The organism is Methylobacterium sp. WL12 (assembly GCF_008039475.1).
Taxonomy (GTDB): Bacteria; Pseudomonadota; Alphaproteobacteria; order Rhizobiales; family Beijerinckiaceae; genus Methylobacterium; species Methylobacterium cerastii.
The window spans coordinates 82,584-105,181 of sequence record NZ_VRUW01000007.1 but is presented as its reverse complement, the minus strand read 5'-3'; the positions used below and the strand labels follow the sequence as shown (position 1 = coordinate 105,181).

Annotated in this window: 28 protein-coding genes; 16 read left to right on the top strand and 12 right to left on the bottom strand. The window is 70.4% G+C overall.

From position 1 onward, the window contains the following. Positions 1–8 precede the first annotated feature (8 nt). Positions 9–932 carry a molybdopterin-binding protein gene (locus tag FV226_RS05065; protein ID WP_147762028.1) on the bottom strand — a complete coding sequence of 308 codons (924 nt, stop codon included), beginning with the start codon at positions 930–932 and terminating at the stop codon, positions 9–11. Further along, on the bottom strand, positions 929–1,783 hold the full coding sequence (locus FV226_RS05060) for a cytochrome b/b6 domain-containing protein (protein WP_246685370.1): 855 nt from the start codon (positions 1,781–1,783) through the stop codon (positions 929–931). Before FV226_RS05060 ends, FV226_RS05065 begins: the two co-directional genes overlap by 4 nt. Before the next feature lie 158 nt (positions 1,784–1,941). On the opposite strand from FV226_RS05060, the gene FV226_RS05055 reads away from it, so the two are divergent. The 6 genes from FV226_RS05055 to dprA are packed head-to-tail and all read left to right on the top strand — an operon-like array spanning position 1,942 to position 6,634. Next, positions 1,942–2,889: an aspartate carbamoyltransferase catalytic subunit gene (locus FV226_RS05055; protein WP_147751180.1), complete on the top strand. Its 948-nt coding sequence runs from the start codon at positions 1,942–1,944 to the stop codon at positions 2,887–2,889. 1 nt (position 2,890) lies between these two features. After that, positions 2,891–3,112: a type II toxin-antitoxin system HicA family toxin gene (locus FV226_RS05050; RefSeq protein WP_147751181.1), complete on the top strand. Its 222-nt coding sequence runs from the start codon at positions 2,891–2,893 to the stop codon at positions 3,110–3,112. Beyond that, complete coding sequence (locus FV226_RS05045; RefSeq protein ID WP_187273701.1) at positions 3,109–3,495, top strand: type II toxin-antitoxin system HicB family antitoxin; 387 nt, start codon at positions 3,109–3,111, stop codon at positions 3,493–3,495. The genes FV226_RS05050 and FV226_RS05045 overlap by 4 nt, the downstream gene beginning before the upstream one ends. Before the next feature lie 10 nt (positions 3,496–3,505). Then, a complete protein-coding gene (locus tag FV226_RS05040) occupies positions 3,506–4,804 on the top strand; it encodes a dihydroorotase (protein ID WP_147762026.1) in 1,299 nt (432 codons plus the stop codon). Then, positions 4,801–5,433 (top strand): glycerol-3-phosphate 1-O-acyltransferase PlsY, encoded by a 633-nt coding sequence (gene plsY, locus FV226_RS05035; protein ID WP_147762025.1) that lies wholly within the window; start codon positions 4,801–4,803, stop codon positions 5,431–5,433. Before FV226_RS05040 ends, plsY begins: the two co-directional genes overlap by 4 nt. A gap of 22 nt (positions 5,434–5,455) precedes the next feature. After that, on the top strand, positions 5,456–6,634 hold the full coding sequence (gene dprA, locus FV226_RS05030; RefSeq protein ID WP_147762024.1) for a DNA-processing protein DprA: 1,179 nt from the start codon (positions 5,456–5,458) through the stop codon (positions 6,632–6,634). 5 nt (positions 6,635–6,639) lie between these two features. Here the strand turns inward: dprA and ruvX are convergent, their stop codons facing one another. Both ruvX and FV226_RS05020 read right to left on the bottom strand, forming a co-directional pair. Beyond that, positions 6,640–7,131, bottom strand: a complete 492-nt coding sequence (gene ruvX / locus FV226_RS05025; protein WP_147762023.1) for a Holliday junction resolvase RuvX — start codon at positions 7,129–7,131, stop codon at positions 6,640–6,642. A 22-nt stretch (positions 7,132–7,153) separates the two neighbouring features. Then, positions 7,154–7,735 (bottom strand): SMI1/KNR4 family protein, encoded by a 582-nt coding sequence (locus FV226_RS05020; protein ID WP_147762022.1) that lies wholly within the window; start codon positions 7,733–7,735, stop codon positions 7,154–7,156. Positions 7,736–7,852: 117 nt separating this feature from the next. On the opposite strand from FV226_RS05020, the gene FV226_RS05015 reads away from it, so the two are divergent. The 5 genes from FV226_RS05015 (at position 7,853) to gatB (ending at position 11,890) form a co-directional block, all read left to right on the top strand. Continuing rightward, complete coding sequence (locus FV226_RS05015; protein ID WP_147751188.1) at positions 7,853–8,053, top strand: hypothetical protein; 201 nt, start codon at positions 7,853–7,855, stop codon at positions 8,051–8,053. 121 nt (positions 8,054–8,174) lie between these two features. Next, a complete protein-coding gene (gene gatC, locus FV226_RS05010; RefSeq protein ID WP_147762021.1) occupies positions 8,175–8,462 on the top strand; it encodes an Asp-tRNA(Asn)/Glu-tRNA(Gln) amidotransferase subunit GatC in 288 nt (95 codons plus the stop codon). A 113-nt stretch (positions 8,463–8,575) separates the two neighbouring features. Beyond that, positions 8,576–10,054, top strand: coding sequence for an Asp-tRNA(Asn)/Glu-tRNA(Gln) amidotransferase subunit GatA (gatA, locus tag FV226_RS05005; RefSeq protein ID WP_147762020.1), 1,479 nt, complete (start codon positions 8,576–8,578; stop codon positions 10,052–10,054). Next, on the top strand, positions 10,051–10,353 hold the full coding sequence (locus tag FV226_RS05000) for a hypothetical protein (protein WP_147762033.1): 303 nt from the start codon (positions 10,051–10,053) through the stop codon (positions 10,351–10,353). The genes gatA and FV226_RS05000 overlap by 4 nt, the downstream gene beginning before the upstream one ends. 64 nt (positions 10,354–10,417) lie before the next feature. Further along, positions 10,418–11,890, top strand: coding sequence for an Asp-tRNA(Asn)/Glu-tRNA(Gln) amidotransferase subunit GatB (gatB, locus tag FV226_RS04995; RefSeq protein WP_147762019.1), 1,473 nt, complete (start codon positions 10,418–10,420; stop codon positions 11,888–11,890). A gap of 30 nt (positions 11,891–11,920) precedes the next feature. Here the strand turns inward: gatB and FV226_RS04990 are convergent, their stop codons facing one another. The 5 genes from FV226_RS04990 to FV226_RS04970 are packed head-to-tail and all read right to left on the bottom strand — an operon-like array spanning position 11,921 to position 16,052. Continuing rightward, a complete protein-coding gene (locus tag FV226_RS04990; protein WP_147762018.1) occupies positions 11,921–12,994 on the bottom strand; it encodes an HlyD family secretion protein in 1,074 nt (357 codons plus the stop codon). Next, positions 12,994–13,188 (bottom strand): DUF1656 domain-containing protein, encoded by a 195-nt coding sequence (locus FV226_RS04985; protein WP_147762017.1) that lies wholly within the window; start codon positions 13,186–13,188, stop codon positions 12,994–12,996. Before FV226_RS04985 ends, FV226_RS04990 begins: the two co-directional genes overlap by 1 nt. Positions 13,189–13,222: 34 nt before the next feature. Continuing rightward, positions 13,223–15,256 carry an FUSC family protein gene (locus tag FV226_RS04980; protein ID WP_147762016.1) on the bottom strand — a complete coding sequence of 678 codons (2,034 nt, stop codon included), beginning with the start codon at positions 15,254–15,256 and terminating at the stop codon, positions 13,223–13,225. After that, on the bottom strand, positions 15,253–15,693 hold the full coding sequence (locus tag FV226_RS04975; protein WP_147762015.1) for a DUF4345 domain-containing protein: 441 nt from the start codon (positions 15,691–15,693) through the stop codon (positions 15,253–15,255). The genes FV226_RS04980 and FV226_RS04975 overlap by 4 nt, the downstream gene beginning before the upstream one ends. Positions 15,694–15,752: 59 nt before the next feature. Further along, positions 15,753–16,052 (bottom strand): hypothetical protein, encoded by a 300-nt coding sequence (locus FV226_RS04970; protein ID WP_147762014.1) that lies wholly within the window; start codon positions 16,050–16,052, stop codon positions 15,753–15,755. 242 nt (positions 16,053–16,294) lie between these two features. Here FV226_RS04970 and FV226_RS04965 point away from each other — a divergent pair, with 242 nt between their 5' ends. Continuing rightward, positions 16,295–16,930 carry a glutathione S-transferase N-terminal domain-containing protein gene (locus FV226_RS04965; RefSeq protein ID WP_147762013.1) on the top strand — a complete coding sequence of 212 codons (636 nt, stop codon included), beginning with the start codon at positions 16,295–16,297 and terminating at the stop codon, positions 16,928–16,930. 55 nt (positions 16,931–16,985) lie between these two features. On the opposite strand, the gene FV226_RS04960 is transcribed toward FV226_RS04965, so the two are convergent. Further along, a complete protein-coding gene (locus FV226_RS04960; protein ID WP_147751197.1) occupies positions 16,986–17,492 on the bottom strand; it encodes a DUF2147 domain-containing protein in 507 nt (168 codons plus the stop codon). A gap of 230 nt (positions 17,493–17,722) precedes the next feature. On the opposite strand from FV226_RS04960, the gene ndk reads away from it, so the two are divergent. Beyond that, entirely contained in the window at positions 17,723–18,145 is a 423-nt protein-coding gene (ndk, locus tag FV226_RS04955; RefSeq protein WP_147726086.1) for a nucleoside-diphosphate kinase, read from the top strand. Between the two features lie 178 nt (positions 18,146–18,323). Beyond that, positions 18,324–18,686 (top strand): hypothetical protein, encoded by a 363-nt coding sequence (locus tag FV226_RS04950; protein ID WP_147751198.1) that lies wholly within the window; start codon positions 18,324–18,326, stop codon positions 18,684–18,686. 52 nt (positions 18,687–18,738) lie between these two features. Here FV226_RS04950 and purN read toward each other — a convergent pair whose 3' ends face one another. Both purN and purM read right to left on the bottom strand, forming a co-directional pair. Further along, positions 18,739–19,395 carry a phosphoribosylglycinamide formyltransferase gene (gene purN, locus FV226_RS04945; protein ID WP_147751199.1) on the bottom strand — a complete coding sequence of 219 codons (657 nt, stop codon included), beginning with the start codon at positions 19,393–19,395 and terminating at the stop codon, positions 18,739–18,741. Continuing rightward, on the bottom strand, positions 19,395–20,462 hold the full coding sequence (purM, locus tag FV226_RS04940; RefSeq protein ID WP_147762012.1) for a phosphoribosylformylglycinamidine cyclo-ligase: 1,068 nt from the start codon (positions 20,460–20,462) through the stop codon (positions 19,395–19,397). The genes purN and purM overlap by 1 nt, the downstream gene beginning before the upstream one ends. A gap of 181 nt (positions 20,463–20,643) precedes the next feature. Here purM and FV226_RS04935 point away from each other — a divergent pair, with 181 nt between their 5' ends. Both FV226_RS04935 and FV226_RS04930 read left to right on the top strand, forming a co-directional pair. Continuing rightward, positions 20,644–21,735 carry an AI-2E family transporter gene (locus tag FV226_RS04935; RefSeq protein WP_147751201.1) on the top strand — a complete coding sequence of 364 codons (1,092 nt, stop codon included), beginning with the start codon at positions 20,644–20,646 and terminating at the stop codon, positions 21,733–21,735. Between the two features lie 46 nt (positions 21,736–21,781). Further along, complete coding sequence (locus tag FV226_RS04930) at positions 21,782–22,507, top strand: hypothetical protein (RefSeq protein WP_147762011.1); 726 nt, start codon at positions 21,782–21,784, stop codon at positions 22,505–22,507. The last annotated feature ends 91 nt before the right edge of the window (positions 22,508–22,598 follow it).

Sequence of the window (22,598 nt, the reverse complement as noted above, 5' to 3'; positions counted from 1 at the left end):
CGCGAGCCTCAGATCCCCGCGTACCACTCGTAGCCGCGGTCTTCCCAATAGCCGCCCTGTCCGTCGCCGATCTTGGCGAGGGAATCGACCACCTCGATCCGCATCACGTACTTGGCCTGCTTGTAGCCGAGCTGGCGCTCCAGGCGCAGGCGCAGAGGGGCGCCGTTCGAGACCGGGAGCGGCTTCCCGTTGAGGTCGTAGGCGAGGATCGTCTGCGGATGGAAGGCGTCGGTGAGGTCGATGCTCTCGTAGTAGCGGATCGGCGTGCGCGTCTCCTCCGGCTCCTCGGGCGGCGCGCCGCCCCAGGCGTCGGCATCGTTGCCCGCCGCAGCGACCTGGACGTGGCGCACCGCGCTCGGGTTCTCTGGTTGTATGAAGGCCCCGTCCTTGGTGCCGTCCTTGCCGCCCTCCAACCCGCCGCCGGCATATTCCAGCGTGTCGGCGCAGTGGAACACGACGTAGCGCGCCTGCGGCTTCAACCCGGCGCGGTTCAGCACCTCGGACAGGGGCACGCCGGCCCACTTGCCGATGCAGCTCCAGCCCTCGACGCAATCGTGTCGCGTGGTCTGCGTCCGCGAGGGCAACCCGCGCAGCTCCGCAAGGCTGAAGCTCTGCGGGCGCTCGACCAGGCCGCCGACCTCGAGCTTGAAGGTGGAGAAATTCGAGGCCGCCAGCGCCTTGTAGGCCTTGTCCGGCGGGTCGATCGTCCCGTTCGGCTTAAACACGGCCGAAATCTCGGACTCGGGGAATTCCCTGGCGAGCGAGGCGTTCGAGAGCAGCAGGCGCTGTACGAACAGGTTGGCGTCCTCGCCTGCCTTCAGGGTCCGCGGGCCGTAGGCGGAGCCGGCGAAGCGGTCGCAGCCGGCGAGCATCGCGGTGCCACCGAGCGCGGCGACGGTGGTGAGGAAGCGGCGGCGGTCGAGGGTGCTCATCGGCGGGTCGCTCCATCCTGCTCGATCGCGAACCAGCCGGTGACCATGCCGCGCATGTTGTTCCAAAACCCTGAGACGAGCACCAGCACCACGTGCACGATCACGAACAGCACCAGGAGGTTGGCCACGATGAAGTGGACCGTGCGGGCCGATTGCCGGCCGCCGAACGCGTCGACGAGCCAGGGCCAGGCGGCGTCCATGCCGGGCGACATCGCAAGGCCGGCCAGCACCATCGCCGGCAGCAGGCCCGCGATGACGGCGAGGTAGGTCAGCTTCTGCAGCACGTTGTAGCGCTTGGCCTCCTCGCCCTTGGGGAAGTGCAGGGTGAGGTGCTCGCGCACCGAGCCCCCGATGTCGCGCACCTGGTCGCCGTCCGGGATCACCCGGCGGCGCAGCTGCCCCGACACCAGCCCGTAGAACAGGTAGATCGCGCCGTTGATCACAAGCGCCCAGGCGAACAGGAAGTGCCAGCGCCGGGCGGTGGCGAGGTCCTGCCCCGAGGGGATCGTGCTCCACGACGGGAACGCCCGGTCGGCCATCTGGCCCTGGTCCTTGGAGAGGCCGAGCACGCCGGTGGTGTCGAAGGTGTAGCCGCCGACCGTGACGACGCCACGGGCGTTGCCCTTGGCGTCGGTGTCGCTGGTGATCGCGAGCGCCGGGGTGTCGAAGGTCGACTTCGCGCCCCAGTACAGGGCCGGGTGCGCATTGAAGATTTGCAGCCCGCTCATCAGCAGGATCAGCAGGGAGGCGGCGTTGAGCCAGTGCGCGAGGCGGATCACCAGCGGATGCCGGTAGATCGTCTCGCGGCGGGGCGACGCGGCGCCGGAGGGAATCGCCGTGGAAGCTGCCAAGGGGAGTTCGCCTGATTGCAGGAAAAGGATTGGAGGAATCGCGACCCATTCGCCGCGTGGTCCCAGCCGGTTACGTACAACCGCCGCGGAAAGTTGCCAGCCTCCGGATCGCGGCGCACGCTTGCCGTCGCATCGGCCGCGACCTATCACGCGAGGCGATGAGCCAGCCGACGCACCCGAACTATCCCCACCGGCATCTCCTCGGGATAGAGGGCCTGTCGCGCCCCGACATCGAGGGGTTGCTCGACCGGGCGGATGCCGCGGTGGCGATCTCCCGCCAGGTCGAGAAGAAGCTCTCGACGCTGCGGGGCCGCACCCAGATCAATCTGTTCTTCGAGCCCTCGACGCGGACGCAATCCTCGTTCGAGCTCGCCGGCAAGCGCCTCGGCGCCGACGTGATGAACATGTCGGTGGCGTCTTCCTCGGTGAAGAAGGGCGAGACGCTGATCGACACTGCGGCGACCCTGAACGCGATGCGCCCCGACATCATCGTGGTGCGCCACCATTCGGCCGGCGCCGTGCACCTGCTCGCCCGCAAGGTGGACTGCTCGGTCGTGAACGCCGGCGACGGCGCCCACGAGCACCCGACCCAGGCGCTGCTCGACGCGCTGACCATCCGGCGCAACAAGGGGCGGATCGAGGGGCTTCGCGTCGCGATCTGCGGCGACGTGCTGCACAGCCGCGTCGCCCGCTCGAACCTGATCCTGCTTCAGGCGATGGGCGCGCGCGTCCGCGTGATCGCGCCGTCCTCGCTCCTGCCCGCCGGCATCGAGCGCTTCGGCGTCGAGGTGTTCACCGACATGCGTAAGGGCCTCGACGGCTGCGACATCGTGATGATGCTGCGCCTGCAGCGCGAGCGCATGAACGGCTCCTTCGTGCCGTCGGTGAAGGAGTACTTCCGCTATTATGGCCTCGACGCCGACAAGCTCGCGCTCGCCGCCCCCGACGCCCTGGTGATGCATCCCGGCCCGATGAACCGCGGCGTCGAGATCGCCTCGGACATCGCCGACGGCGCGCAATCGCTGATCCGCGAGCAGGTCGAGATGGGCGTCGCCGTGCGGATGGCGGTGATGGAAGCGCTGGCCTCGCACCTGCCGAACGCTTGACATGCCTCCGCGCGACTTCGACCTTGATATCCAGGCCATTCGGCGGCGCCTGGAACGGGAGGGTTGGATGACGCGACCGTTCAAGGGACCGCACGACATCTACGCGCATCCCGAGCGGGCGGGGACCGTCGCGGTGCCGCGCGGCCGCGGCGACCTTCCGGCCGGGACCGCGCGAAGCATCGCCCGGGCGGCCGGCTGGACGAAGGGGAGGCAGGAATCGTGACGGCGTATGTCGGCATTCTCGAGAAGGACCCGACCAGCCTCTGGGGCGTATGGTTCCCCGACCTGCCCGGCTGCATCGCCGCCGCCGAGACGGCCGACGCGACCGTGATCCAGGCGGCCGAGGCGCTTGTGCAGTGGATGGCGCTGATCGAGGAGGACGGACGGACTTTGCCGCCTGCGCGGACCATCGAGGTCCTCCGTCAGGACGTGGACGTCTCGCAGGCACTTGCCGCCGGCCACGCCGCCGTCGTCATCCGTCCCCCCTTCGACGAGCTCGGACTCGACGAGACGGCGATCAGAGCGATCGATTCGGCTGCCGAGCGCCGCGGCCTTTCCCGGCGTGATCTCGTTCGCGAGATGGTCCTCAATCAGATCGCGGTTTGATCCCCCCCAGATGCTGCTCCTCGCCAACGCCACCCTCCTCGACCCGGCCTCCGGCCGCGAAGGGCCGGGCCATGTCCTGATCCGCGACGGCCGCATCGCCGACGTCGCCTGGGGCGCCGCGCCCGGCACCCCGGAGGGCGCGAAGGCGATCGATTGCGGCGGGCACGTGCTGGCGCCGGGCCTGATCGACATGCGCGCCTTCGTCGGGGAACCCGGCGCCGAGCACCGCGAGACCCTGGCGAGCGCGAGCGCGGCGGCGGCGGCGGGAGGCGTCACGACGCTGGTCTGCATGCCGGACACCAACCCGGTGATCGACGGGCCGGCGATCGTCGACTTCGTGCTGCGGCGCGCACGCGACACCGCCTGCGTCAACGTCCTGCCGGCGGCAGCCATCACCAAGGGACTCGCGGGACAGGAGATGACCGAGTTCGGCCTGCTCCAGGAAGCCGGCGCGGTCGCCTTCACCGACGGGCTGAGAGCCGTCACGCACGCTCAGGTGATGCGCCGGGCGATGACCTACGCCCGCGACTTCGGCGCCCTGCTGATGCAGCACGTCGAGGAGCCCGATCTCGTCGGCGAGGGGGTGATGAACGAGGGCGAGCTGGCCTCCCGCCTCGGGCTGATGGGCATCCCGCGCGAGGCCGAGACGATGATGCTGGAGCGCGACCTCCGCCTCGTCCGCCTCACCGGCGCGCGCTACCACGCGGCGATGATCTCGTGCGCCGACTCAGTCGAGATCGTGCGTCGGGCCAAGGCGGACGGGCTGCCGGTGACCTGCGGCGCCTCGGTCAACAACCTCGTCCTGAACGAGGGCGACATCGGCCACTACCGCACCTTCTGCAAGCTCTCGCCGCCCCTGCGCGGCGAGGCCGACCGGCAGGCGCTGGCGGCGGCGCTGAACGAGGGGGTGATCGACGTGGTCGTCTCCGACCACAACCCGCAGGACGTGGAGACCAAGCGGTTGCCCTTCGCCGAGGCCGCCGACGGCGCGCTCGGGATCGAGACCCTGCTCGGCGCCTCGCTTCGCCTCGTGCGCGCGGGGGACGTCTCCCTCGCGCGCCTGCTCGCCGCCCTGTCGGCGAACCCGGCTCGGATCCTCGGCCGCGAGGCCGGGCGTCTCGCCGTCGGCACCCCGGCCGACCTCGTGCTGATCGATCCCGACGTGCCCTACGTCCTCGACAAGCGGACATTGAAGTCCCGCTCCAAGAACTCGCCCTTCGACGAGGCAAGGATGCAGGGCGCGGCGGTGCTGACGCTCGTCGGCGGCCGGATCGTCCACCGCTCACCCGACCTCGCGGCGGCGGCATGACCGCGCCGTCGGACATCGCCTGGCCGGTCGTCCTCGGCTGCCTGGCGCTCGGCTACGCACTGGGCTCGATTCCCTTCGGGCTGATCTTCACGCGGCTGGCCGGCCTCGGCGACGTGCGGGCCATCGGCTCGGGCAACATCGGCGCGACCAACGTGCTTCGCACCGGCCGCAAGGGGCTCGCGGCCGCGACGCTGCTCGGCGACGCGCTCAAGGGCACCGCGGCGGTGCTGATCGCGCAGCGGATCGGCCAAGGGATCGGCCAAGGGTTCAGCGAGTGGCCGGCGCTCGCGGCCGGGCTCGGCGCCTTCCTCGGGCATCTCTTCCCGGTCTGGCTCGGATTCAAGGGCGGCAAGGGTGTCGCCACCTTCCTCGGCGTTCTGCTGGCGCTGAGCCCCCTGGCGCTGCTCGCCTTCGCCGCGATCTGGCTCGGCCTCGCCTTCACCCTGCGCTACTCGTCGCTCGCGGCGCTCGCGGCCTCGGCCGCCACCCCTATCATCCTGGGGGCGTTGGACGATCCGAGCCGCGCGGGGCTCTTCCTCGTTCTCGGCCTGCTGCTATGGTGGAAGCACGCGCCCAACATCCGCCGGCTCGTCGACGGCACCGAGGGACGGATCGGTCAGAAGGGCTGAGACTGATTCCGAGGGAGGGCCCGTGCAGCTCACCGACGCACAGCGGGTCGACTGGCTCCGCCTGATCCGCACCGAAGGGGTCGGCCCGCGCACCTTTCGCGGGCTGATCAACCGCTTCGGCGGCGCCGCGGCCGCGCTCGCGGCCCTGCCGAACCTCACCGCCCGGCGCGGACGACGGATCGAGCCGCCGACGCGCGACGCGGCCGAAGCCGAGATCGCGGCGGCCGCGCGCCTGGGTGCCCGCATCGTCGCGATGGGCGAGGCCGGTTACCCGAAGATCCTCCAGGCGGCCGATTCCGCGCCGCCGCTCGTCGCGATCCGCGGGTCCGCCGAAGCGCTGGCCCGGCCCGCTGTGGCGATCGTCGGCTCGCGTAACGCCTCGGCCTCGGGCTTGGCCTTCACCGAACGGTTGGCGCGGGGCTTGGGCGAGGCGGGCCTCGTCGTGGTCTCGGGCCTGGCCCGCGGCATCGACGCCCGCGCCCACAAGGCCTCGGCCGCGACCGGCACCGTCGCGGTGCTCGCCGGCGGGCACGACAAGATCTATCCGGCCGACCACGCCGGCCTCGTCGAGTCGATCCTGGAGGCCGGCGGCGCGGTTGTCGCCGAGATGCCGATGGGCTGGGTGCCCCGCGGACGCGACTTCCCGCGGCGCAACCGCATCATCTCGGGGCTCGCCTACGGCACCGTGGTGGTCGAGGCGGCGCGCCGGTCGGGCTCGCTGATCACCGCGCGCTTCGCCCTCGAACAGGGGCGCGAGGTGTTCGCGGTACCGGGCTCGCCGCTCGATCCGCGGGCGGAGGGGACCAACGACCTCATCCGCCAGGGCGCGACGCTCGTCGCCGAGGTCGATCACGTCCTCGCCGCGATCGCGCCGCTGATCGAGCGCGGCGGCGACCCCGACCAGGCGCCGGCCTTGCCGCGACCGGATCTGGCCGACCAGCCGGATTTCTGGGACGAGATCGACCTCGATGACGGCGGCTCATCAATGCCGGCGCCGTCGTTCGAGGCGCCGGAGCCGGCAGAGCCGGTGGGCGACCGCGAGACGATCGTCGCCGCGCTGAGCCCGACGCCGGTCGGCACCGACGAGATCGCCCGCGCGACCGGCCTGTCGGTGCGCGTGGTGCAGACGACGCTGCTCGAACTCGAGCTCGACGGGCGGATCGAGCGGCACGGCAGCGGGATGGTGTCGCTCGTCGGGTGACGCCTTCAATCCAGGTCGTCGTCCTCCGATTCGACCATCCCGCGCATCCGGTCGAGGCAGCCCTGCAGGATGTAGGCGGCGGCGAGCTTGTCGACGAGTTGGCTGCGCTTGGCCCGAGAGGTGTCGGCCGCGATCAACGCGCGGGTGACGACGGCGGTCGAGAGGCGCTCGTCGTAGAACAGGACCGGAAGGTCGAGGAGCGGTTTCAGATTGCGCACGAACGAGCGCGTCGACTGCACCCGCACGCCCTCGCTGCCGTCCATGTTGAGCGGCAGGCCGATCACCAGGCCGCCGACCGCGTGCTGCTCGCACAGGAACCGCAGCCGCGCCACGTCGGGCGTGAACTTCACGCGCTTGATCGTCTCAAGCGGCGAGGCGATCTGTCGTCCGAGGTCGGACAACGCGAGGCCGATGGTCTTGGTGCCGAGATCGATGCCGATCAGCCGGGGTCCGCCGCGGGAGGCCTCGGCGAAGGTGCGTAGCGCGTCCGTGTCCATCGTGTCCCATCCCGCCAAGGGCTCACACCGGCGCGCCGTCCTGCGCCGGCGCGCCGGCCCGCGCCAGCACCGCCGCCTCGATGCCCTCGAAGGTCGAGGCGAGCGGCGGTGTGCCGTCGCCGAGCACGTCGAGGATCGTCAGCCCCTGCGTCCGCTTGAAGAACGCGTCCAGGGTGTCGCCGCCGAAGCGGACGGTCTCGAGGTCGGGGGCCATCACCCAGATCGGGTACTCGCCCGCGCCCGACACGTCCCAGAACAGGAAGCTGCCGTCGTCGCCCTCGCCGAAGAAGCAGGCGCGCTCCAGCCGCGACAGGTCGCCGTCCTCGATCGAGAAGCGGTGCGGCGTGTCGGCGGCGGAAAGCGCCTGGATCGCCGCGTTGATGCTGTCGGCGACGATCTCGGCCCGCGTCACCAGGTCGGCCGCCGGGTAGGGCAGGGGCGTCGCGATCCGGAAGTGTCCGTTCGCGAGCCCGGCGCCGCACGCGCGGCAGAAGCTGCGATACGATTCGGGCAGCGCGAACCCGAGTTCAGCCTCCGCCCGCGCGATCTCCGCCTCGCTCGACCGCGCCCCCGGATGAAGCCGCTCGAACACCGTGTTCCACATCGCGTCCCCGCTCCATCCACAGGCGTTAACCGCATCCCGAACTTGCCCTGGCGCACGACGCAGCGCTTCCCTCATAACGATGGTTAAGGTTTCGTTAACCCCGTTGCGGAGGCAATCGTGCAGGCCATCGGTTCGTTCGTCCCCCAAGCTCCCGTCAAGGCGCCCGCCCGGCGTGCCATGCCGCGCAAGCACAAGCTGATGCTGCTGATCGCCTTCGAGGTGCTGGTGCTGGGCTTCGCCCTCGCGGAGTTCCGCCCCATCCGCCCAAGCGGCATCCTCATCGAGACCACGGGGATCCCGAACCACATCGTCACCTGACCCCCTGCGCGTTGCGGCGCCGCGAAGCCCGGTGCTATAGCGCCTGGACCGTGGAAGGGCCGGCAATCGCCGCTGCCGGCGCCCGACCTTCCGAGACGAACGCGCAAGACGAACAGGCAGCATGTCGGTCGACGAGAAGACAGTCCGGCGCATCGCGCATCTGGCCCGCATCGCGGTGGCCGAAGACGAGGTCGCGCCGCTGCAGGGCGAGCTGAACGCCATCCTCGCCTTCGTCGAGCAGCTGAGCGCGGTCGACGTGACCGGCGTCGAGGCGATGACCTCGGTGACGCCGATGGCGATGAAGAAGCGCAAGGACGTCGTCACCGACGGCGGTCGCGCGCTCGACGTGGTCGCCAACGCGCCGGAGACCGAGGACCACTACTTCCTCGTTCCCAAGGTCGTCGAGTAGGCCGGCCGGGCCGCGAAACGCCGGCCCGTGAACGACATCTGCCGCGTCCACCGGCTCCGCCGGCCGGAACGCCCCTGACCCGCATCGCGGCCACGCGGCCGAGGACGAACAGCGTGACGGAACTCAACGAACTCAGCCTCGCCGAGGCGCGCGACGGCCTGAGGGCCAAGACCTTCTCCGCCCGCGAGATCGCGCAGGCGCACATCGACGCCCTGGAGAAGGCGCGCGTGCTCAACGCCTACCTGCTGGAGACGCCCGACCGCGCCCTCAAGATGGCCGAGGCGTCCGACGCGAAGATCGCCAAGGGCGAGGCCGGGCCGCTCGAAGGCCTGCCGCTCGGCATCAAGGACCTGTTCTGCACCGAAGGCGTGACCACGACGGCGGGCTCCAAGATCCTGGAGAATTTCGAACCGCATTACGAATCCGCCGTCTCCGCCCACCTCTGGCGCGACGGCGCGGTGATGCTGGGCAAGCTGAACCTCGACGAGTTCGCCATGGGCTCCTCGAACGAGACCAGCGCCTACGGTGGAGTGATCTCGCCGTGGCGGCGTACCGGGTCCGACGCGAAGATCGTCCCCGGCGGCTCGTCGGGCGGCTCGGCCGCGGCGGTCGCGGCGCATCTGTGCCTGGGCGCCACGGCTACCGACACCGGCGGCTCGATCCGGCAACCGGCCGCCTTCACCGGCACGGTCGGAATCAAGCCGACCTACGGCCGCGTCTCGCGCTGGGGTACGGTGGCCTTCGCCTCCTCCCTCGACCAGGCCGGGCCGATCGCCCGCACGGTGCGCGACTGCGCGATCCTGCTCGGCTCGATGGCAGGGCCTGATGCCCGCGACACCACCTGCGTCGACCTCCCCGTGCCGGATTTCGAGGCCGCGGTCTCGCGCGGCGTGAAGGGCCTCACCATCGGTATCCCGAAGGAGTACCGGGTCGAGGGCATGCCCGCCGAGATCCAGAAGCTCTGGGACGACGGCGCCGCCTGGCTGAAGGACGCGGGCGCGACGATCCGCGAGATCTCGCTGCCGCACACCAAGCTCGCGCTGCCGGCCTACTACATCGTCGCGCCGGCCGAGGCTTCCTCGAACCTCGCCCGCTACGACGGCGTCCGCTACGGCCTTCGCGTGCCGGGACGTGACATCGCCGCCATGTACGAGAACACCCGCGCGGCTGGCTTCGGCCGCGAGGTGAAGCGCCGGATCATGATCGGCACCTACGTGCTGTCGGCCGGCTACTACGACGCCTACTACGTCCGCGCTCAGAAGATCCGCACGCTGATCAAGCGCGACTTCGAGGAGGCCTATGCGGCGGGCGTCGACGCCATCCTGACGCCGGCGACGCCGTCCTCCGCCTTCGGCGTCGGCGAGAAGGCCTCCGCCGACCCGGTCGAGATGTACCTCAACGACGTGTTCACCGTGACTGTGAACATGGCAGGGCTCCCCGGCATCGCGGTGCCGGCCGGTCTCGACGGCCAGGGCCTGCCGCTCGGGCTGCAGCTCATCGGGCGGCCGTTCGACGAGGAGACGCTGTTCGCCACCGCCGAGGTGATCGAGCGCGCGGCCGGGCGCACCGTGCTGCCGAAGGCCTGGTGGTGACGGTCCCGTATTATCCCTGGACCGTCTGGATCTTGGCCGGGTTCGATCCGGTCCTGATCGCGGTCTGCCTCTATCTCGGCTGGTCGGCGGACCAGTTCGGCAAACTCTTCGTCGCGGTGATCGCGGGGTTCGTGGCGGCGGTGCTGTTCTCCTGGGTGGTCACCGCGATCGGCATTCCCTGGCCGGCGCCCGTGAGCCACGATGGGCCGACCTTCTTCCCGGTACGGGTCGGCGCGGCCATCCTGTGGTCGATCCTGGGCTTCACCGCCCGAAAGATCCTGCGGCCGCACGCACCTTGACCGGCCTGCGCACCGCCACGACACTCCGCGGCGCCCCGGCGCTCCGTTCCATGAAAGTCCGAGCATGACGGCTCCCGTGAACCCGAAGAAGCTCATCAAGGGCGCCGAGCACGACTGGGAGGTCGTGATCGGCATGGAGATCCACGCCCAGGTCACCAGCCGCTCGAAGCTGTTCTCCGGCGCCTCCACCGAGTTCGGGGCCGAGCCGAACGACCACGTCTCGCTGGTCGACGCGGCGATGCCGGGCATGCTGCCGGTGATCAACGAGGAATGCGTGGCGCAGGCCGTGCGCACCGGCCTCGGCCTGAAGGCGCAGATCAACCACCGCTCGGTGTTCGACCGGAAGAACTACTTCTACCCGGACCTGCCGCAGGGCTATCAGATCTCGCAGTACAAGGACCCGATCGTCGGCGAGGGCGAGGTCGTGGTCGACCTGCTCGACAGCGAGTCGATCACCGTCGGGATCGAGCGGCTGCATCTGGAGCAGGATGCCGGCAAGTCGCTGCACGACCAGAACCCGACCCAGAGCTTCGTCGACCTCAACCGCTCCGGCGTCGCGCTGATGGAGATCGTCTCGCGGCCGGACCTGCGCTCCTCCGAGGAGGCGCGCGCCTACGTGACCAAGCTGCGCACGATCCTGCGCTACCTCGGCACCTGCGACGGCGACATGGAGAAGGGTTCGCTCCGCGCCGACGTGAACGTTTCGGTGCGGCTGCCCGGCCAGCCGCTCGGCACCCGCTGCGAGATCAAGAACGTCAACTCGATCCGCTTCATCGGCCAGGCGATCGAATCGGAGGCGCGGCGTCAGATCGCGATCATCGAGGACGGCGGCACGATCGCGCAGGAGACGCGCCTGTACGACCCGTCCAAGGGCGAGACCCGGTCGATGCGCTCGAAGGAGGAGGCGCACGACTACCGCTATTTCCCCGACCCGGACCTGCTCCCGCTCGAGTTCGACCAGGCCTACGTCGACGCCCTCGCCGAAGGGCTCCCCGAGCTGCCGGATGCCAAGAAGGCGAGGCTCATCGCCGATTTCGGGCTCTCGCCTTACGACGCCAACGTGCTCGTCGCCGAACGGGCGTCTGCCGACTACTACGAGGCGGTGGCCGCCAAGCGCGACGGCAAGGCGGCCGCGAACTGGGTGATCAACGAGCTGTTCGGGCGCCTCAACAAGGAAGGCCTCGGCATCGAGGCGACGCCGGTCTCCGCCGACCAGCTCGGCCAGATCATCGACCTGATCGGCGAGGGCGTCATCTCCGGCAAGATCGCCAAGGACCTGTTCGAGATCGTCTGGACCGAGGGCGGCGACCCGCGCGCGGTCGTCGAGGCGCGCGGGATGAAGCAGGTCACCGACACCGGCGCGATCGAGGCGGCGATAGACGACATCGTCGCCAAGAACCCCGACAAGGTCCAGCAGGCGAAGGAGAAGCCGACCCTGCTCGGCTGGTTCGTCGGCCAGACCATGAAGGCCACCGGCGGCAAGGCCAACCCGGCCGCCGTCAACGCCCTGCTGAAGAGCAAGCTCGGGATCGACTGATCCGCCTGCGCCCAGAGCCGGTCCGCCTTGTCACCGGCGGTCGGCGTCGGCCTCCCGCGTGGCCGGCGGATCGCCGGTGACGCGGCGGCGCAGGTCCATGAACCAGGCCGGCGGCGGTGCGCCGCCTTCGCCCACCACCACGGTCGCGGTCATGCCGGCCACCAGCGGCACCCCTGGCGGCACGTGCGCGATGCGGATGCGCACCGGCACCCGCTGCGCGAGCCGCACCCAGGTGTAGACGGGGTCGACGTTCGGCAGCCCCTGCGTGCTCGCCGCGGCGTTCGCGGTGGAGATGCCCTGCGTGATGCTCTCGACCGTGCCGCGCAGGTGGTTGGAGTAGCCCATCAACGCCATCTCGGCCGGGTCGCCGACATGAATGTTCGCCATCTTGGTCTCCTCGAAATAGCCGTCGATCCAGAACGAATCCGTGTCGATGACCGAGATGTTCGAGGTGCCGGTGGTGGCGTAGTCGCCGGCGCGCAGCAGCAGGTTCGTGACCCGGCCGTTCACCGTCGATTTCACCTGCGTGCGTCCGAGGTTGGTCTTGGCCTGCGAGAGCTGCGCCTTGGCGGTCTCTAGGGCCGCCTCGGCGATCTTGGCCGTGCCGGCATATTGCTGCTTCTCCTCGACGGAGGTCGAGACCGTGGTCAGCGCCTGGCGCCGGGCCGACTGGGCGTTCTTCACCGAGAGGTCGGCCTCGCGGTTCTTCACCTCGGCTTCGGCGGAAGCGACGTTCACCTCGAAGTCGAACGGGTCGATGACGTAGAGCACGTCGCCGCGCTTCACCGTCTGGTTGTCCACCACTCGCAGCTCGACGATCTGCCCCGAAACCTGCGGCGCGATGCTCGCCACCTGGACGCGCACCCGGCCGTCGCGCGTCCACGGCGCGGTGACGTAGTACGACCACACCACAGTCGCGGCGAGGAACGCCAGCACCAGGATCACGCCGGTGGCGGCCAGGCGAAACACCTTGCCGACGCGGCCGCGGCGCGCACGGGCGGGACGGTCGTCGGCCAGAGCCGGCGGATCGCCGCGGGGGGCCGCGGCATGGTCGCTCCCAGCCCGGCCACCGTTCGAGGCCTTGGGGTCGTCTTCGTCGGCCATCACAGCAACACGATCAGGAGGGCGAGGACGCAGACGTAGATCCCGGCCTCGGCGAGCGGCGGGTTGGCGACGTAGCGGCTGAAGCGGACGCGCGCGAAGACGAAGCGCAGCGCGATCAGGATCGCGAAGGCGCCCAGCGCGTAGGCGACGAAGGGCGAGACCAGGATCCCGCCGATTTGCAGTTCATGACGCATCGTCGCCTTCAATAACCTCGCGAAACCCTTCGCCTCAGAAACCCGGCATGTCGAGCCGCACGAGGAAGCGCCGATGCCGCTCGATAACGCGCGCGGCCGCCACGAGATCGGTGGCCGCGCGCGCGACCGTCATGCGCGCGCCGCGGTCGTCCGCGGGCGCGGCACGCAGGAGGTCGCGGGCCGCGTCCTGCAGGCGCCAGGCGTCGCCGCGCGCGAGGGCGTCCCGGCCCTTCGCCACCGGGTCGCGCATTCCCGCGGTCCCGTCGAGCAGCCGCATCTGCGCGTGGGCGCGGGCGGCCGCCGATTCCAGCTGCGACAGGGCGAAGGCGTGGACCATCGCCATCCAGCGCACGGCGCGGCTGCCGGAGGTGTAGCCCGCGAACTGGAACAGCCGGTCGGCGTTCAGGCTGGTCCGCGTGGTCGCGTCGCCGCCTTCGCCGGCCAGGGCTTCGGCGAGCGCGCGCTTGGCGGAGTCCAGCGCGAAGGCGCGATGCTGCGAGGGCGAGATCGGCAGGACCAGGCGCACCGCGAGGAACAGGATGATCGCCGCCGCGATCACCAGCGCGACGTTCATCAGGTAGGTCTGCGGATCGTAGCTCTGCGGATTCTCCGGGGCGATCAGCACCGGCGTAAACACCAGCGCGATGAAGCCGATGCCGAAGGTCGACGGGTTCAGCGACAGAAAGCAGGCGACGAAGACCGGCACGATCATCGCGATGGCGAGCAGCGGGAAGCCCTGGTTCCCGTTGAGGAAGGCGAACAGCACGATGCCGGCGAACAGCGACGCCAGCGGCATGCCGATCAGCACGCCGACGGCGAACTTCTTCGGGTCCGGGGCGGTGGACGACAGCGCGCAGGTGGAGGCCACCTGCACCAGCGCGAACGAGGTCTGCGGCAGGCCGGACACGATCATGAAGGCGGCGGTGAGCCCGAAGCCGATCGCCACCCGCAAGGCCGCGCGCAAGGCCACGGGAAAGTCGCGGTGCGTCGGGAGCTTCACGTCGCGCAGCGGCACATGGCCATCGGCGAGCGCGCGCACTCCGTCTTCGGCAAAGGTCGCCGCGTTGACGAAGTCGAGGCAGCGCTGGAGCGCCACCAGCTCGTCGAGGGGGCGGCGCCCGTCCCGTACGGCGTCGTCGACGAGGTCGCGTAGCCTCGTGTCGATTGGGTCGAGGCGTGCGGCCTCCGGTTCGCCGACGCCGCCGCCGGAAACCTCGCGGCACAAGCCCTGCGCCTCCTCCACCGCCGGGCTCGGATGGCGAAGCGCCGCCGCGGCGTTGACGGCGGCGCGGCTCGCTGCCGCCATCACGTAGAGCGCCGCGATCGCGCTGCGGGCCCCGGCCGCGCGATACGGGCCGTCGTCGAGCTCGCCGGCGATGGCGCTGGCGTCGGCGCGCATCGGCGCGATCGTGCGGATGAGGGCTGCGGTGCGCAGGGGCCCGGGATCGCCTGACGTGAACGCCTCGTGGGCGAAGGCCTTGGTGCCGTCGTAGGCCGACGACAGAATCGGCAACAGCGTGCGCCACGTGCTGGGGGAGGCGAGAGCATCGTTGATGAAGGTGATCGTGACGATCGCCACCGTGATCGCCGCAAGCCGCCCGACCGCCGCGTCGAAGGTCGTCTGCGGCGCATCGATATGCGCAAGCGCGATGATCGCGACGGTATAGCCCGAGAGCATCGCACCGTAGGCGCGGGTGTCCTGCAGGTACTGGGCGGTGAAGACGCAGAGCCCGATCCACACCGAGAAGGCGACGAGCAGCGTCACGCGGTCCTGCGCGAACAGCGCCATGAACACGATCGCCACGATGCCGCCGACGACGGTGCCGAGGAAGCGGTAGGCCGCCTTCGAGATCGCCTGCCCGCGCTTGGGCTGCGCCAGGATCGCCACGCCGGTGGCGGCGGACGACGCGCTGTCGAGCTGCAGCCAGAACGCGACGTAGAGCGCCAGCATCATCGCCAGCCAGATCCGGAAGGCGAAAGCCCAGGCGGCCGGCTTCGGCACGATCGCGTCGAGCCGGTCGATCGCGCGGTCGAGCCACGAGGCGCGCCGGGTGGCGGCCGCGCTCATCGCAGGCGCGCGCTGGGCGCGGCGGCTGTGCCGAGGACCGCCTCGGCGTCGCGCGCCCGTCCGGCGATCCGCGCCTGCCACAGGCACAGCGACGGCGTGACGCCGAGCTCCATGGCCAGCGCCGCCAGCATCGTCAGCGACGGGACGCCCGTGAGCCACAGGCCGAGCAGCCGTGCGAGCCCGCCGAGCACGACGACGAGGGTCAGGAACCGGAACAGGCGTCCCTTTTCCTCGATCCCGGGGACGCAGGTGAGGAACAGGATGCCGACGCCGGTAAGCAGGCCGGAGAGATAGCGGAAATGGCTGTCCGCGGAGATGTTGGGCACGCCGCCCTCCATCCCGTTGATGCCGAAGACCACGCCGTACAATCCGGCGGCGACCGGCACGATCGCCGCCACCGCCACCACGCGCTGAAGCGCCTGCCGTTCCGTCATCATGCCGTTCGGTTACGCGTGGGCACCCGGACGCACAACCCGCAGAGCGGGCGGACGATCCGTCAGGCCTTCTCACCCTTCAGGCGCTTGTTGCACTTGCTCCAGTATTGCGGCCACTTCGGCCCCTGCGACACCTTCTCGGCGTCGGCCAGCGCCCGCCACTGGGCGCCGCAGGTCTTCTGGCGCTGGCGCGCCGCCGTCTGCCCGGCGCTCGGCGTCGCGCCCGGCTTGGCGGCGGGCGTGGCCGGCGCCGCCATCGGGGTCTCGGTCGGCTTGGCCGCGGGCGCCTCCTTGGCCGTGGCCGGCTGGGCCAGGGCCAGCGGGACAGAGAAGGCGGCGATCGCGAGGAAACGGGCGAACATGACGGCGGACCCTCCGTGGCGGCCCATCGAATCCCGATGCGGCGAACCTCACACCATCACAGCGGCAAGCGCGCCCGGGAACAAGGCCGTGCGCCTCCGTGCCAACAGCCGCCGGCCCCGCCTCTCGAAATCGTGAGTGGTGGCCTGGCGCTCTTGAGTACGCGGCGAGTTCCGCGGTAGCTACCGTCGGCAGCCAGGCCCGTCGTGTCGGCTGGCCGATCCGGCGAGAGCGAAGGCAAGCGATGGCGGCCGTGACCGGCAAACCGATCGACCTCCACACGTGGAGCACGCCGAACGGCTGGAAGATCCCGATCATGCTGGAGGAGTGCGGCCTCCCGTACCGCGTCGTGCCGGTCGACATCGCCAAGGGCGAGCAGATGGCGCCCGCCTTTCTTGAGATCTCGCCGAACAACAAGATCCCGGCGATCGTCGATTACGACGGACCCGGCGGCGAGCCGGTCTCGATCTTCGAGTCGGGCGCGATCCTGCAATATCTCGGGCGCAAGACCGGTCGGTTCTACCCGACCGACGAGCGCGCCCGCGTCGCGGTGGACGAGTGGCTGTTCTGGCAATGCGCCGGCTTCGGGCCGATGCTCGGCCAGACCCACCATTTCAAGATCTATGCGAAGGAGAAGATCCCCTACGCGATCGAACGGTTCACCGCCGAGACCAATCGCCTCTACGGCGTGCTCGACCGGCGGCTCGCGGATCGCGAGTACCTCACCGGGGACTATTCCATCGCCGACATGGCGACGGTGCCGTGGGCGAAGTTCACCGGAAAGCAGGGCGTCGACCTCGGCGCGCTGCCGAACGTGAAGGCGTGGCTCGACCGGGTGCTGGCGCGGCCGGCGGTGCAGCGCGGGTTGGCGGCGATCTAGCGTCGTCGGGCGGAGCACCCACCATGATGCGGGGTCCGCGCGAGGCTGCTTCGGCCTATTTCGCGGCGGGCTTGGCCGGCTTCTGCGGCGCCGGCTCTGACGCGGTGTTGGCGGCCTGCTGGTTCACGTCCGGAACCTTGGTCCAGGTCTGCGAGCCGCACAGCACCTTGAGCAGGCATCCGGAGACGGACAGCTCCGAGGCGTTCTCGCGCTCGAGGCTGACCTGATAGATCTTGCCTTCCTCGATGTTGTAGATGCTGCCCGAGAACTTCGCCTCGTCGGGCTGCAGCCCCTCGATCAGCGGCAGGCCGAGCACCGGCCGCGAGCGCTTCTTCGGATCGGGGTTCTTGATGTCGGTGCGCGGCGTGCCAGCCTCCGTGGTGGCGACCTTGAGCCAGACCACCTTGCCGCAGACCTGCGCCTGGCCGGCGCCGCAGCGGTCGATCCGGATCTTCGCGCGGCCGTCCTCCGTGAGCCAGGTGCCGGAGGGGTCCTTGCCCGCGTCGGCGTGAGCCGAGGCGAGACCGGTGAGGAGGAGGGCGGAGGCGAGGGCGAGACGCATGTGGCTTAAGCTCCGAAGCTGGCGCCTGACGGCGCGGGGCGGGTGGAGTTCGTGGCGACACTGAAGCCTTCGCATTCAGGCGAATTTTCGGCAGTGTTGCAGCCACGCCATGGCCGAGCTTGATTCGGCTTCGGGTTGAGGGCGGTGGGCGCCCCCGCTATAAGCCCGGCGCGAAAGCGATTTTCCCGGTCGCCTCAGGGCGGCTTTCTTTTCTCCCGAACGGACTGACCATGGCCACCGAGCGCACCTTCTCCATCCTCAAGCCCGACGCGACCAAGCGGAACCTCACGGGCGCGGTCAACGCGGTCATCGAGAAGGCGGGCCTGCGGATCGTCGGCCAGCGCCGCATCCAGATGAGCCAGGCCCAGGCCGAGAAGTTCTACGAGATCCACAAGGAGCGCCCGTTCTTCGGCGAGCTCGTGACCTTCATGACCTCCGGCCCGGTGGTCGTTCAGGTGCTCGAAGGCGAGAACGCCGTGGCGAAGTACCGTGAGGTGATGGGCGCGACGAACCCGGCCCAGGCTGCCGAGGGCACCATCCGCAAGACCTTCTCGGAGTCGGTCGGCGAGAACACCGTCCACGGTTCGGATAGCGCCGACAACGCCAAGATGGAGATCGCGCAGTTCTTCCAGGATTCCGACATCGTCGGCTGAAGTCCACGCAGACATCTCGGCCGAGGGTGGTCGCCGGAGCACACCGGCGACGCCTTCGACCCTGTCGAATGCCACACCGCCCGGAATGGGGGGCGGTGTGGCCGCACCGCCATTGACGAAGCGTGCGGCCAAAGAGTCCAACGGCATCGGATTTCCCGATCTCGCCAACGGACCTGCCATGACGACCCGCCGCCTGTCCCTGATCGCCGCCGGCCTGCTCTCGCTCGCCGCGACCGCCGCCCTCGCCAGCGGCTCCTCTGCGCCGTTCGAGCAGTACCAGCCCGATCCGGCGCTGCGCACGGCGCCGAAGGCGAACCTCGAAGGCCGCGTGCGCCACGCCTGCGCCGTGGTGCAGGCCCGCCTCACCAGCGCGCCGGAAGCCTCGCTGGAGCGTCCCTGCGGCTGCTACGCGAAGCAGACCATGCGCTCGCTCGACGAGTCCGAGATCGAGTCCTACCGCGCCACCGGCTACTTCAACGATTCCGCCCGCGCCAAGGCGCTGAACGCCCTCGACGCGTGCAAGCTGCAGCGCCCGGTCTGACGATCGAACGCACATTCTCCCTCCCTCGCAGAAGCCGGGAGGGAAGAGCGGTTCAGAGGCTCAACAGGGCCGCGTCGGCGGCAGCACCGTCGTCCTCGATCACCACGCGATCGCCCTGCAGCCGCGCCCCGCCGCCTGCCACCAGGGCGAGCGCCGCGGGGTAGAGGCGATGCTCCTGCACGATCACCCGCGCGGCCAAGCTGTCGGGGTCGTCGCCGGCGCGCACCGGCACCGCCGCCTGCGCCACGATCGGGCCGGCATCGAGTTCCGGCACCACGTAATGCACCGTGCAGCCGTGGAGGCGGACGCCGGCGGAGAGCGCCTGCGCGTGGGTGTGCGTGCCCTTGAACAGCGGCAGCAGGGAGGGATGGATGTTGATTATTCGTCCGGCCCAGGCCTCGACGAAGCCGGCGGAGAAGACGCGCATGAAGCCCGCTAGGCACACCAGCTCGACCCCGGCAGCGCGCAGCTCCGCATCGAGGGCGGCGTCGAAGGTCGCCCGGTCGGGGAAGGCCCTGTGGTCGATGGCGTGCGCGGGGATGCCGACGGACCGGGCGTGAGCGAGGCCGGCGGCGTCCGGCCGGTTCGAGAGCACCAGCACGATCTCGGCCGGATAGCCCGGCGCCTTCGCCGCCTCGATCAGCGAGACCATGTTCGAGCCGCGGCCCGAGATCAGGATCGCGACGCGGGTCTTCGGCTTCGTCGCCATCAGAGCGCGAGGCGGCCGGTGAAGGTCACGGGCTCCGCGCCGCGGGCGGTGATGGCGCCGAGCCGCACCGGCGCCTCGCCGGCCTCGCCGAGCGCCTTCGACACCGCTTCGGCGCGATCCTTCGCGACGACGAGCACCATGCCGACGCCGCAGTTGAAAGTGCGCAGCATCTCCGACTCGGCGACGCCGCCCTCGCGCGCCAACCAGCCGAAGACCGGCGGCGGGCGCACCGCGTCGAGGTCGATCGCGATGCCGACGTCGTCGGGCAGAACGCGGGGCAGGTTGTCCAGGAAGCCGCCGCCTGTGATGTGGGCGAGCGCCTTGATCCCGTCCGTGGCCTTCAGCACCGCGAGCAGCGGCTTCACGTAGATCTGCGTCGGCTCGAGCAACGCCTCGCCCAGCGTCTTGCCGGTGGCGAAGGGCGCGGCCGCGTCCCAGTTGAGGCCGGTGCGCGCGACGATGCGGCGGACGAGCGAGAACCCGTTCGAGTGCACCCCGGAGGAGGGGAGGCCGAGCACCACGTCGCCGGCGCGGATACCGGGCTTCGGCAACAGCGTGCCGCGCTCGGCCGCGCCGACCGAGAAGCCGGCGAGGTCGTAGTCGGCGCCGTCGTAGAGGCCCGGCATCTCCGCCGTCTCGCCGCCGATCAGCGCGCAGCCGGCCTGCCGGCAGCCCTCGGCGATGCCGCGGACGATGTCGGCGCCGACGCCCGGCACCAGCTTGCCGGTGGCGTAGTAGTCGAGGAAGAACAGCGGTTCGGCGCCCTGGACGATGATGTCGTTGACGCACATCGCCACGAGGTCGATGCCGATCGTGTCGTGCCGGCCGGTCTCGATCGCGATCTTCACCTTGGTGCCGACGCCGTCGTTGGCGGCGACCAGGATCGGATCCTTGAAGCCCGCGGCTTTCAGGTCGAACAGGCCGCCGAACCCGCCGATCTCGGCGTCGGCGCCGGGCCGGCGCGTCGCGCGCACCAGCGGTTTGATCGTCTCGACCATCGCGTTCCCGGCGTCGATGTCGACGCCCGCATGCGCGTAGGTCAGCCCGTTCGTGGTCTCGGCCGTCATCGGCGTCCCGTTCCTGTGGTCCGCGGATGCTTTAGCCGAGTTTCGCGCCGACCGAACCCGTCGGCTCACAAGAAAACGACCCACCCGGATCGGTTCCGTGCCCCGTCGGCGCCGCCGGCAGCCTTGACCGTGCGGAGACGCCTTCCCACTGTCTCCGCTCTGTCGGGTGGGGAGGGCGTCGATGCGCGCGAGGGCTGTGATCGGTCTGGCGGTGCTCGTCGCCCTCGGAATCGTCGTCTACCTGCTGCGCGAGGTGATGCTGCCGTTCGTCGCCGGGATCGCGCTGGCCTACCTGCTCGACCCCCTGGCCGACCGCCTCGAACGCCTCGGCCTCGGACGCCTGACGGCGAGCCTGCTGATCCTGGCGATGTTCGTCGCCGGCCTGATCGTCTCGCTGCTGATCGTGGTGCCGCTCGCCGCCAACCAGGTCGCGGCCCTGGTCAACAGCCTGCCCGGCATGATCGGGCGGCTGCAGGGCATCATCGCCGAGCGCGCTGGCCCGGTGCTGCAGCGGCTCGGCGGCGCCGACGTGGTCAACGAGCTGCAAGCCTCGGTGGGGACGCTCGCGACCCAGGGCGGCGCGTGGCTGCTCGCCTTCCTCAAGTCGATCTGGTCCGGCTCGCAGGCGGTGATCTCGCTGGTCTCGCTGCTGGTGGTGACGCCGGTGGTCGCCTTCTACATCCTGATCGACTGGGACCGGATGATCGCCACGCTCGACACCTGGGTGCCGCCGCGCCACCGCGCGACGGTGCGCCGGCTCGCGGCGCAGATCGACCGCGCGATCATCGGCTTCGTGCGCGGGCAGACGCTGGTCTGCCTGATCCTCGGCACCTTCTACGCGCTCGGCCTGTGGCTCGTCGGCCTGAACTTCGGCGTCCTGATCGGCCTGATCGCGGGCTTCCTCACCTTCATTCCCTACGTGGGCACGCTGACGGGCTTCCTGCTCTCGGTCGGCGTCGCGCTGGTTCAGTTCTGGCCCGGCTCGGACTGGCTGCATCTCGGGCTGACGGTCGGGGTGTTCCTGGTCGGCCAGTTCCTGGAGGGCAACGTGATCGCGCCCAAGCTCGTCGGCGAATCGGTCGGCCTGCATCCGGTTTGGCTGATGTTCGCGCTGCTCGCCTTCGGCTCGCTGTTCGGGTTCCTCGGGTTGCTCCTGGCGGTGCCGGTGGCGGCCTCGATCGGCGTCCTCGTGCGCTTCGCGCTCTCGCGCTACCTGCAGAGCCGGCTCTACCATGCCGAGCAGCCGGTGCTGATCGAGGTGCCGCGGGCCTGAGCGGGACGCTTGACTGTCGGGCCGGCAGGGTCACCCTGGACGCCGCATGCGCGAGAACGCCCCCCCGAAGCAACTGGCCTTCGACCTTCCGCTCGATCCGCGCTACGGCCGCGAGGATTTCCTGGTCGGCACGGCCAACGAGGCCGCCTACGCGTCGATCGAGGCCTGGCCCGATTGGCCGGACACCGTGCTGGTCCTCACCGGGCCGCCCGGAAGCGGCAAGAGCCATCTCGCCTCGATCTGGGCGACGCGGGCTCATGCCTGGACCGTGTCGGCCGCCGACGTCACGGCGGAGGCGGTGACCCACTGCGTCTCGAACGGCGCCCTGGTGATCGAGGACATCGACCGCCCCGGCCGCGACGAGGCGGCCCTGTTCCACCTGCTCAACCTCGCCCGGGAGCGCAAATGCCCGGTGCTGCTGACCAGCGGCGCGGCGATCGACCAGATCGGGCTGACCGTTGCGGACCTGCGCTCGCGCCTTCGGCTCGCGCCGGGCGTGGCGATCCGCGAGCCCGACGACGCCCTGCTCCGCGCGGTGATGGTGAAGCTGTTTGTAGATCGGCAACTGGTTGTGGATCTGCGTGTGATCGACGCCCTGGCGCTCCGCATCGACCGCTCGCTCGGGCGGGCGCGGGAGGTGGTGGCCGAACTCGATCGCGACGCCCTCGGCCGCGGTCGCCGCATCACCCGGCCGCTGGCGCTGGCGGTGCTCGAACGCCTTGGCATCGCCGAAGGCGGCGAGGACGACGAAGAGGACGGCGAGGACGACTGATCGCCACGCATGGGCGGCGGTCGGCGCGCTTCGGATGCGAGGGTCGCGTGCCGACCGTCACGGCAATGTCGCATTCCGGCGGACCACCCAT

Coding starts and splice junctions, on each gene's coding strand:
- FV226_RS04990 (WP_147762018.1), bottom strand. CDS start 12,994: ATGGCCGACGAAGACGACCCCAAGGCCTCGAACGGTGGCCGGGCTGGG.
- FV226_RS04965 (WP_147762013.1), top strand. CDS start 16,295: ATGGCGGCCGTGACCGGCAAACCGATCGACCTCCACACGTGGAGCACG.
- ruvX (WP_147762023.1), bottom strand. CDS start 7,131: ATGGACACGGACGCGCTACGCACCTTCGCCGAGGCCTCCCGCGGCGGA.
- FV226_RS04970 (WP_147762014.1), bottom strand. CDS start 16,052: ATGTTCGCCCGTTTCCTCGCGATCGCCGCCTTCTCTGTCCCGCTGGCC.
- FV226_RS05065 (WP_147762028.1), bottom strand. CDS start 932: ATGAGCACCCTCGACCGCCGCCGCTTCCTCACCACCGTCGCCGCGCTC.
- gatB (WP_147762019.1), top strand. CDS start 10,418: ATGACGGCTCCCGTGAACCCGAAGAAGCTCATCAAGGGCGCCGAGCAC.
- ndk (WP_147726086.1), top strand. CDS start 17,723: ATGGCCACCGAGCGCACCTTCTCCATCCTCAAGCCCGACGCGACCAAG.
- FV226_RS04980 (WP_147762016.1), bottom strand. CDS start 15,256: ATGAGCGCGGCCGCCACCCGGCGCGCCTCGTGGCTCGACCGCGCGATC.
- FV226_RS05020 (WP_147762022.1), bottom strand. CDS start 7,735: ATGTGGAACACGGTGTTCGAGCGGCTTCATCCGGGGGCGCGGTCGAGC.
- FV226_RS04985 (WP_147762017.1), bottom strand. CDS start 13,188: ATGCGTCATGAACTGCAAATCGGCGGGATCCTGGTCTCGCCCTTCGTC.
- FV226_RS04930 (WP_147762011.1), top strand. CDS start 21,782: ATGCGCGAGAACGCCCCCCCGAAGCAACTGGCCTTCGACCTTCCGCTC.
- gatC (WP_147762021.1), top strand. CDS start 8,175: ATGTCGGTCGACGAGAAGACAGTCCGGCGCATCGCGCATCTGGCCCGC.
- FV226_RS04960 (WP_147751197.1), bottom strand. CDS start 17,492: ATGCGTCTCGCCCTCGCCTCCGCCCTCCTCCTCACCGGTCTCGCCTCG.
- FV226_RS04935 (WP_147751201.1), top strand. CDS start 20,644: ATGCGCGCGAGGGCTGTGATCGGTCTGGCGGTGCTCGTCGCCCTCGGA.
- FV226_RS05050 (WP_147751181.1), top strand. CDS start 2,891: ATGCCTCCGCGCGACTTCGACCTTGATATCCAGGCCATTCGGCGGCGC.
- FV226_RS05040 (WP_147762026.1), top strand. CDS start 3,506: ATGCTGCTCCTCGCCAACGCCACCCTCCTCGACCCGGCCTCCGGCCGC.
- purN (WP_147751199.1), bottom strand. CDS start 19,395: ATGGCGACGAAGCCGAAGACCCGCGTCGCGATCCTGATCTCGGGCCGC.
- FV226_RS05055 (WP_147751180.1), top strand. CDS start 1,942: ATGAGCCAGCCGACGCACCCGAACTATCCCCACCGGCATCTCCTCGGG.
- purM (WP_147762012.1), bottom strand. CDS start 20,462: ATGACGGCCGAGACCACGAACGGGCTGACCTACGCGCATGCGGGCGTC.
- plsY (WP_147762025.1), top strand. CDS start 4,801: ATGACCGCGCCGTCGGACATCGCCTGGCCGGTCGTCCTCGGCTGCCTG.
- FV226_RS04975 (WP_147762015.1), bottom strand. CDS start 15,693: ATGATGACGGAACGGCAGGCGCTTCAGCGCGTGGTGGCGGTGGCGGCG.
- FV226_RS04950 (WP_147751198.1), top strand. CDS start 18,324: ATGACGACCCGCCGCCTGTCCCTGATCGCCGCCGGCCTGCTCTCGCTC.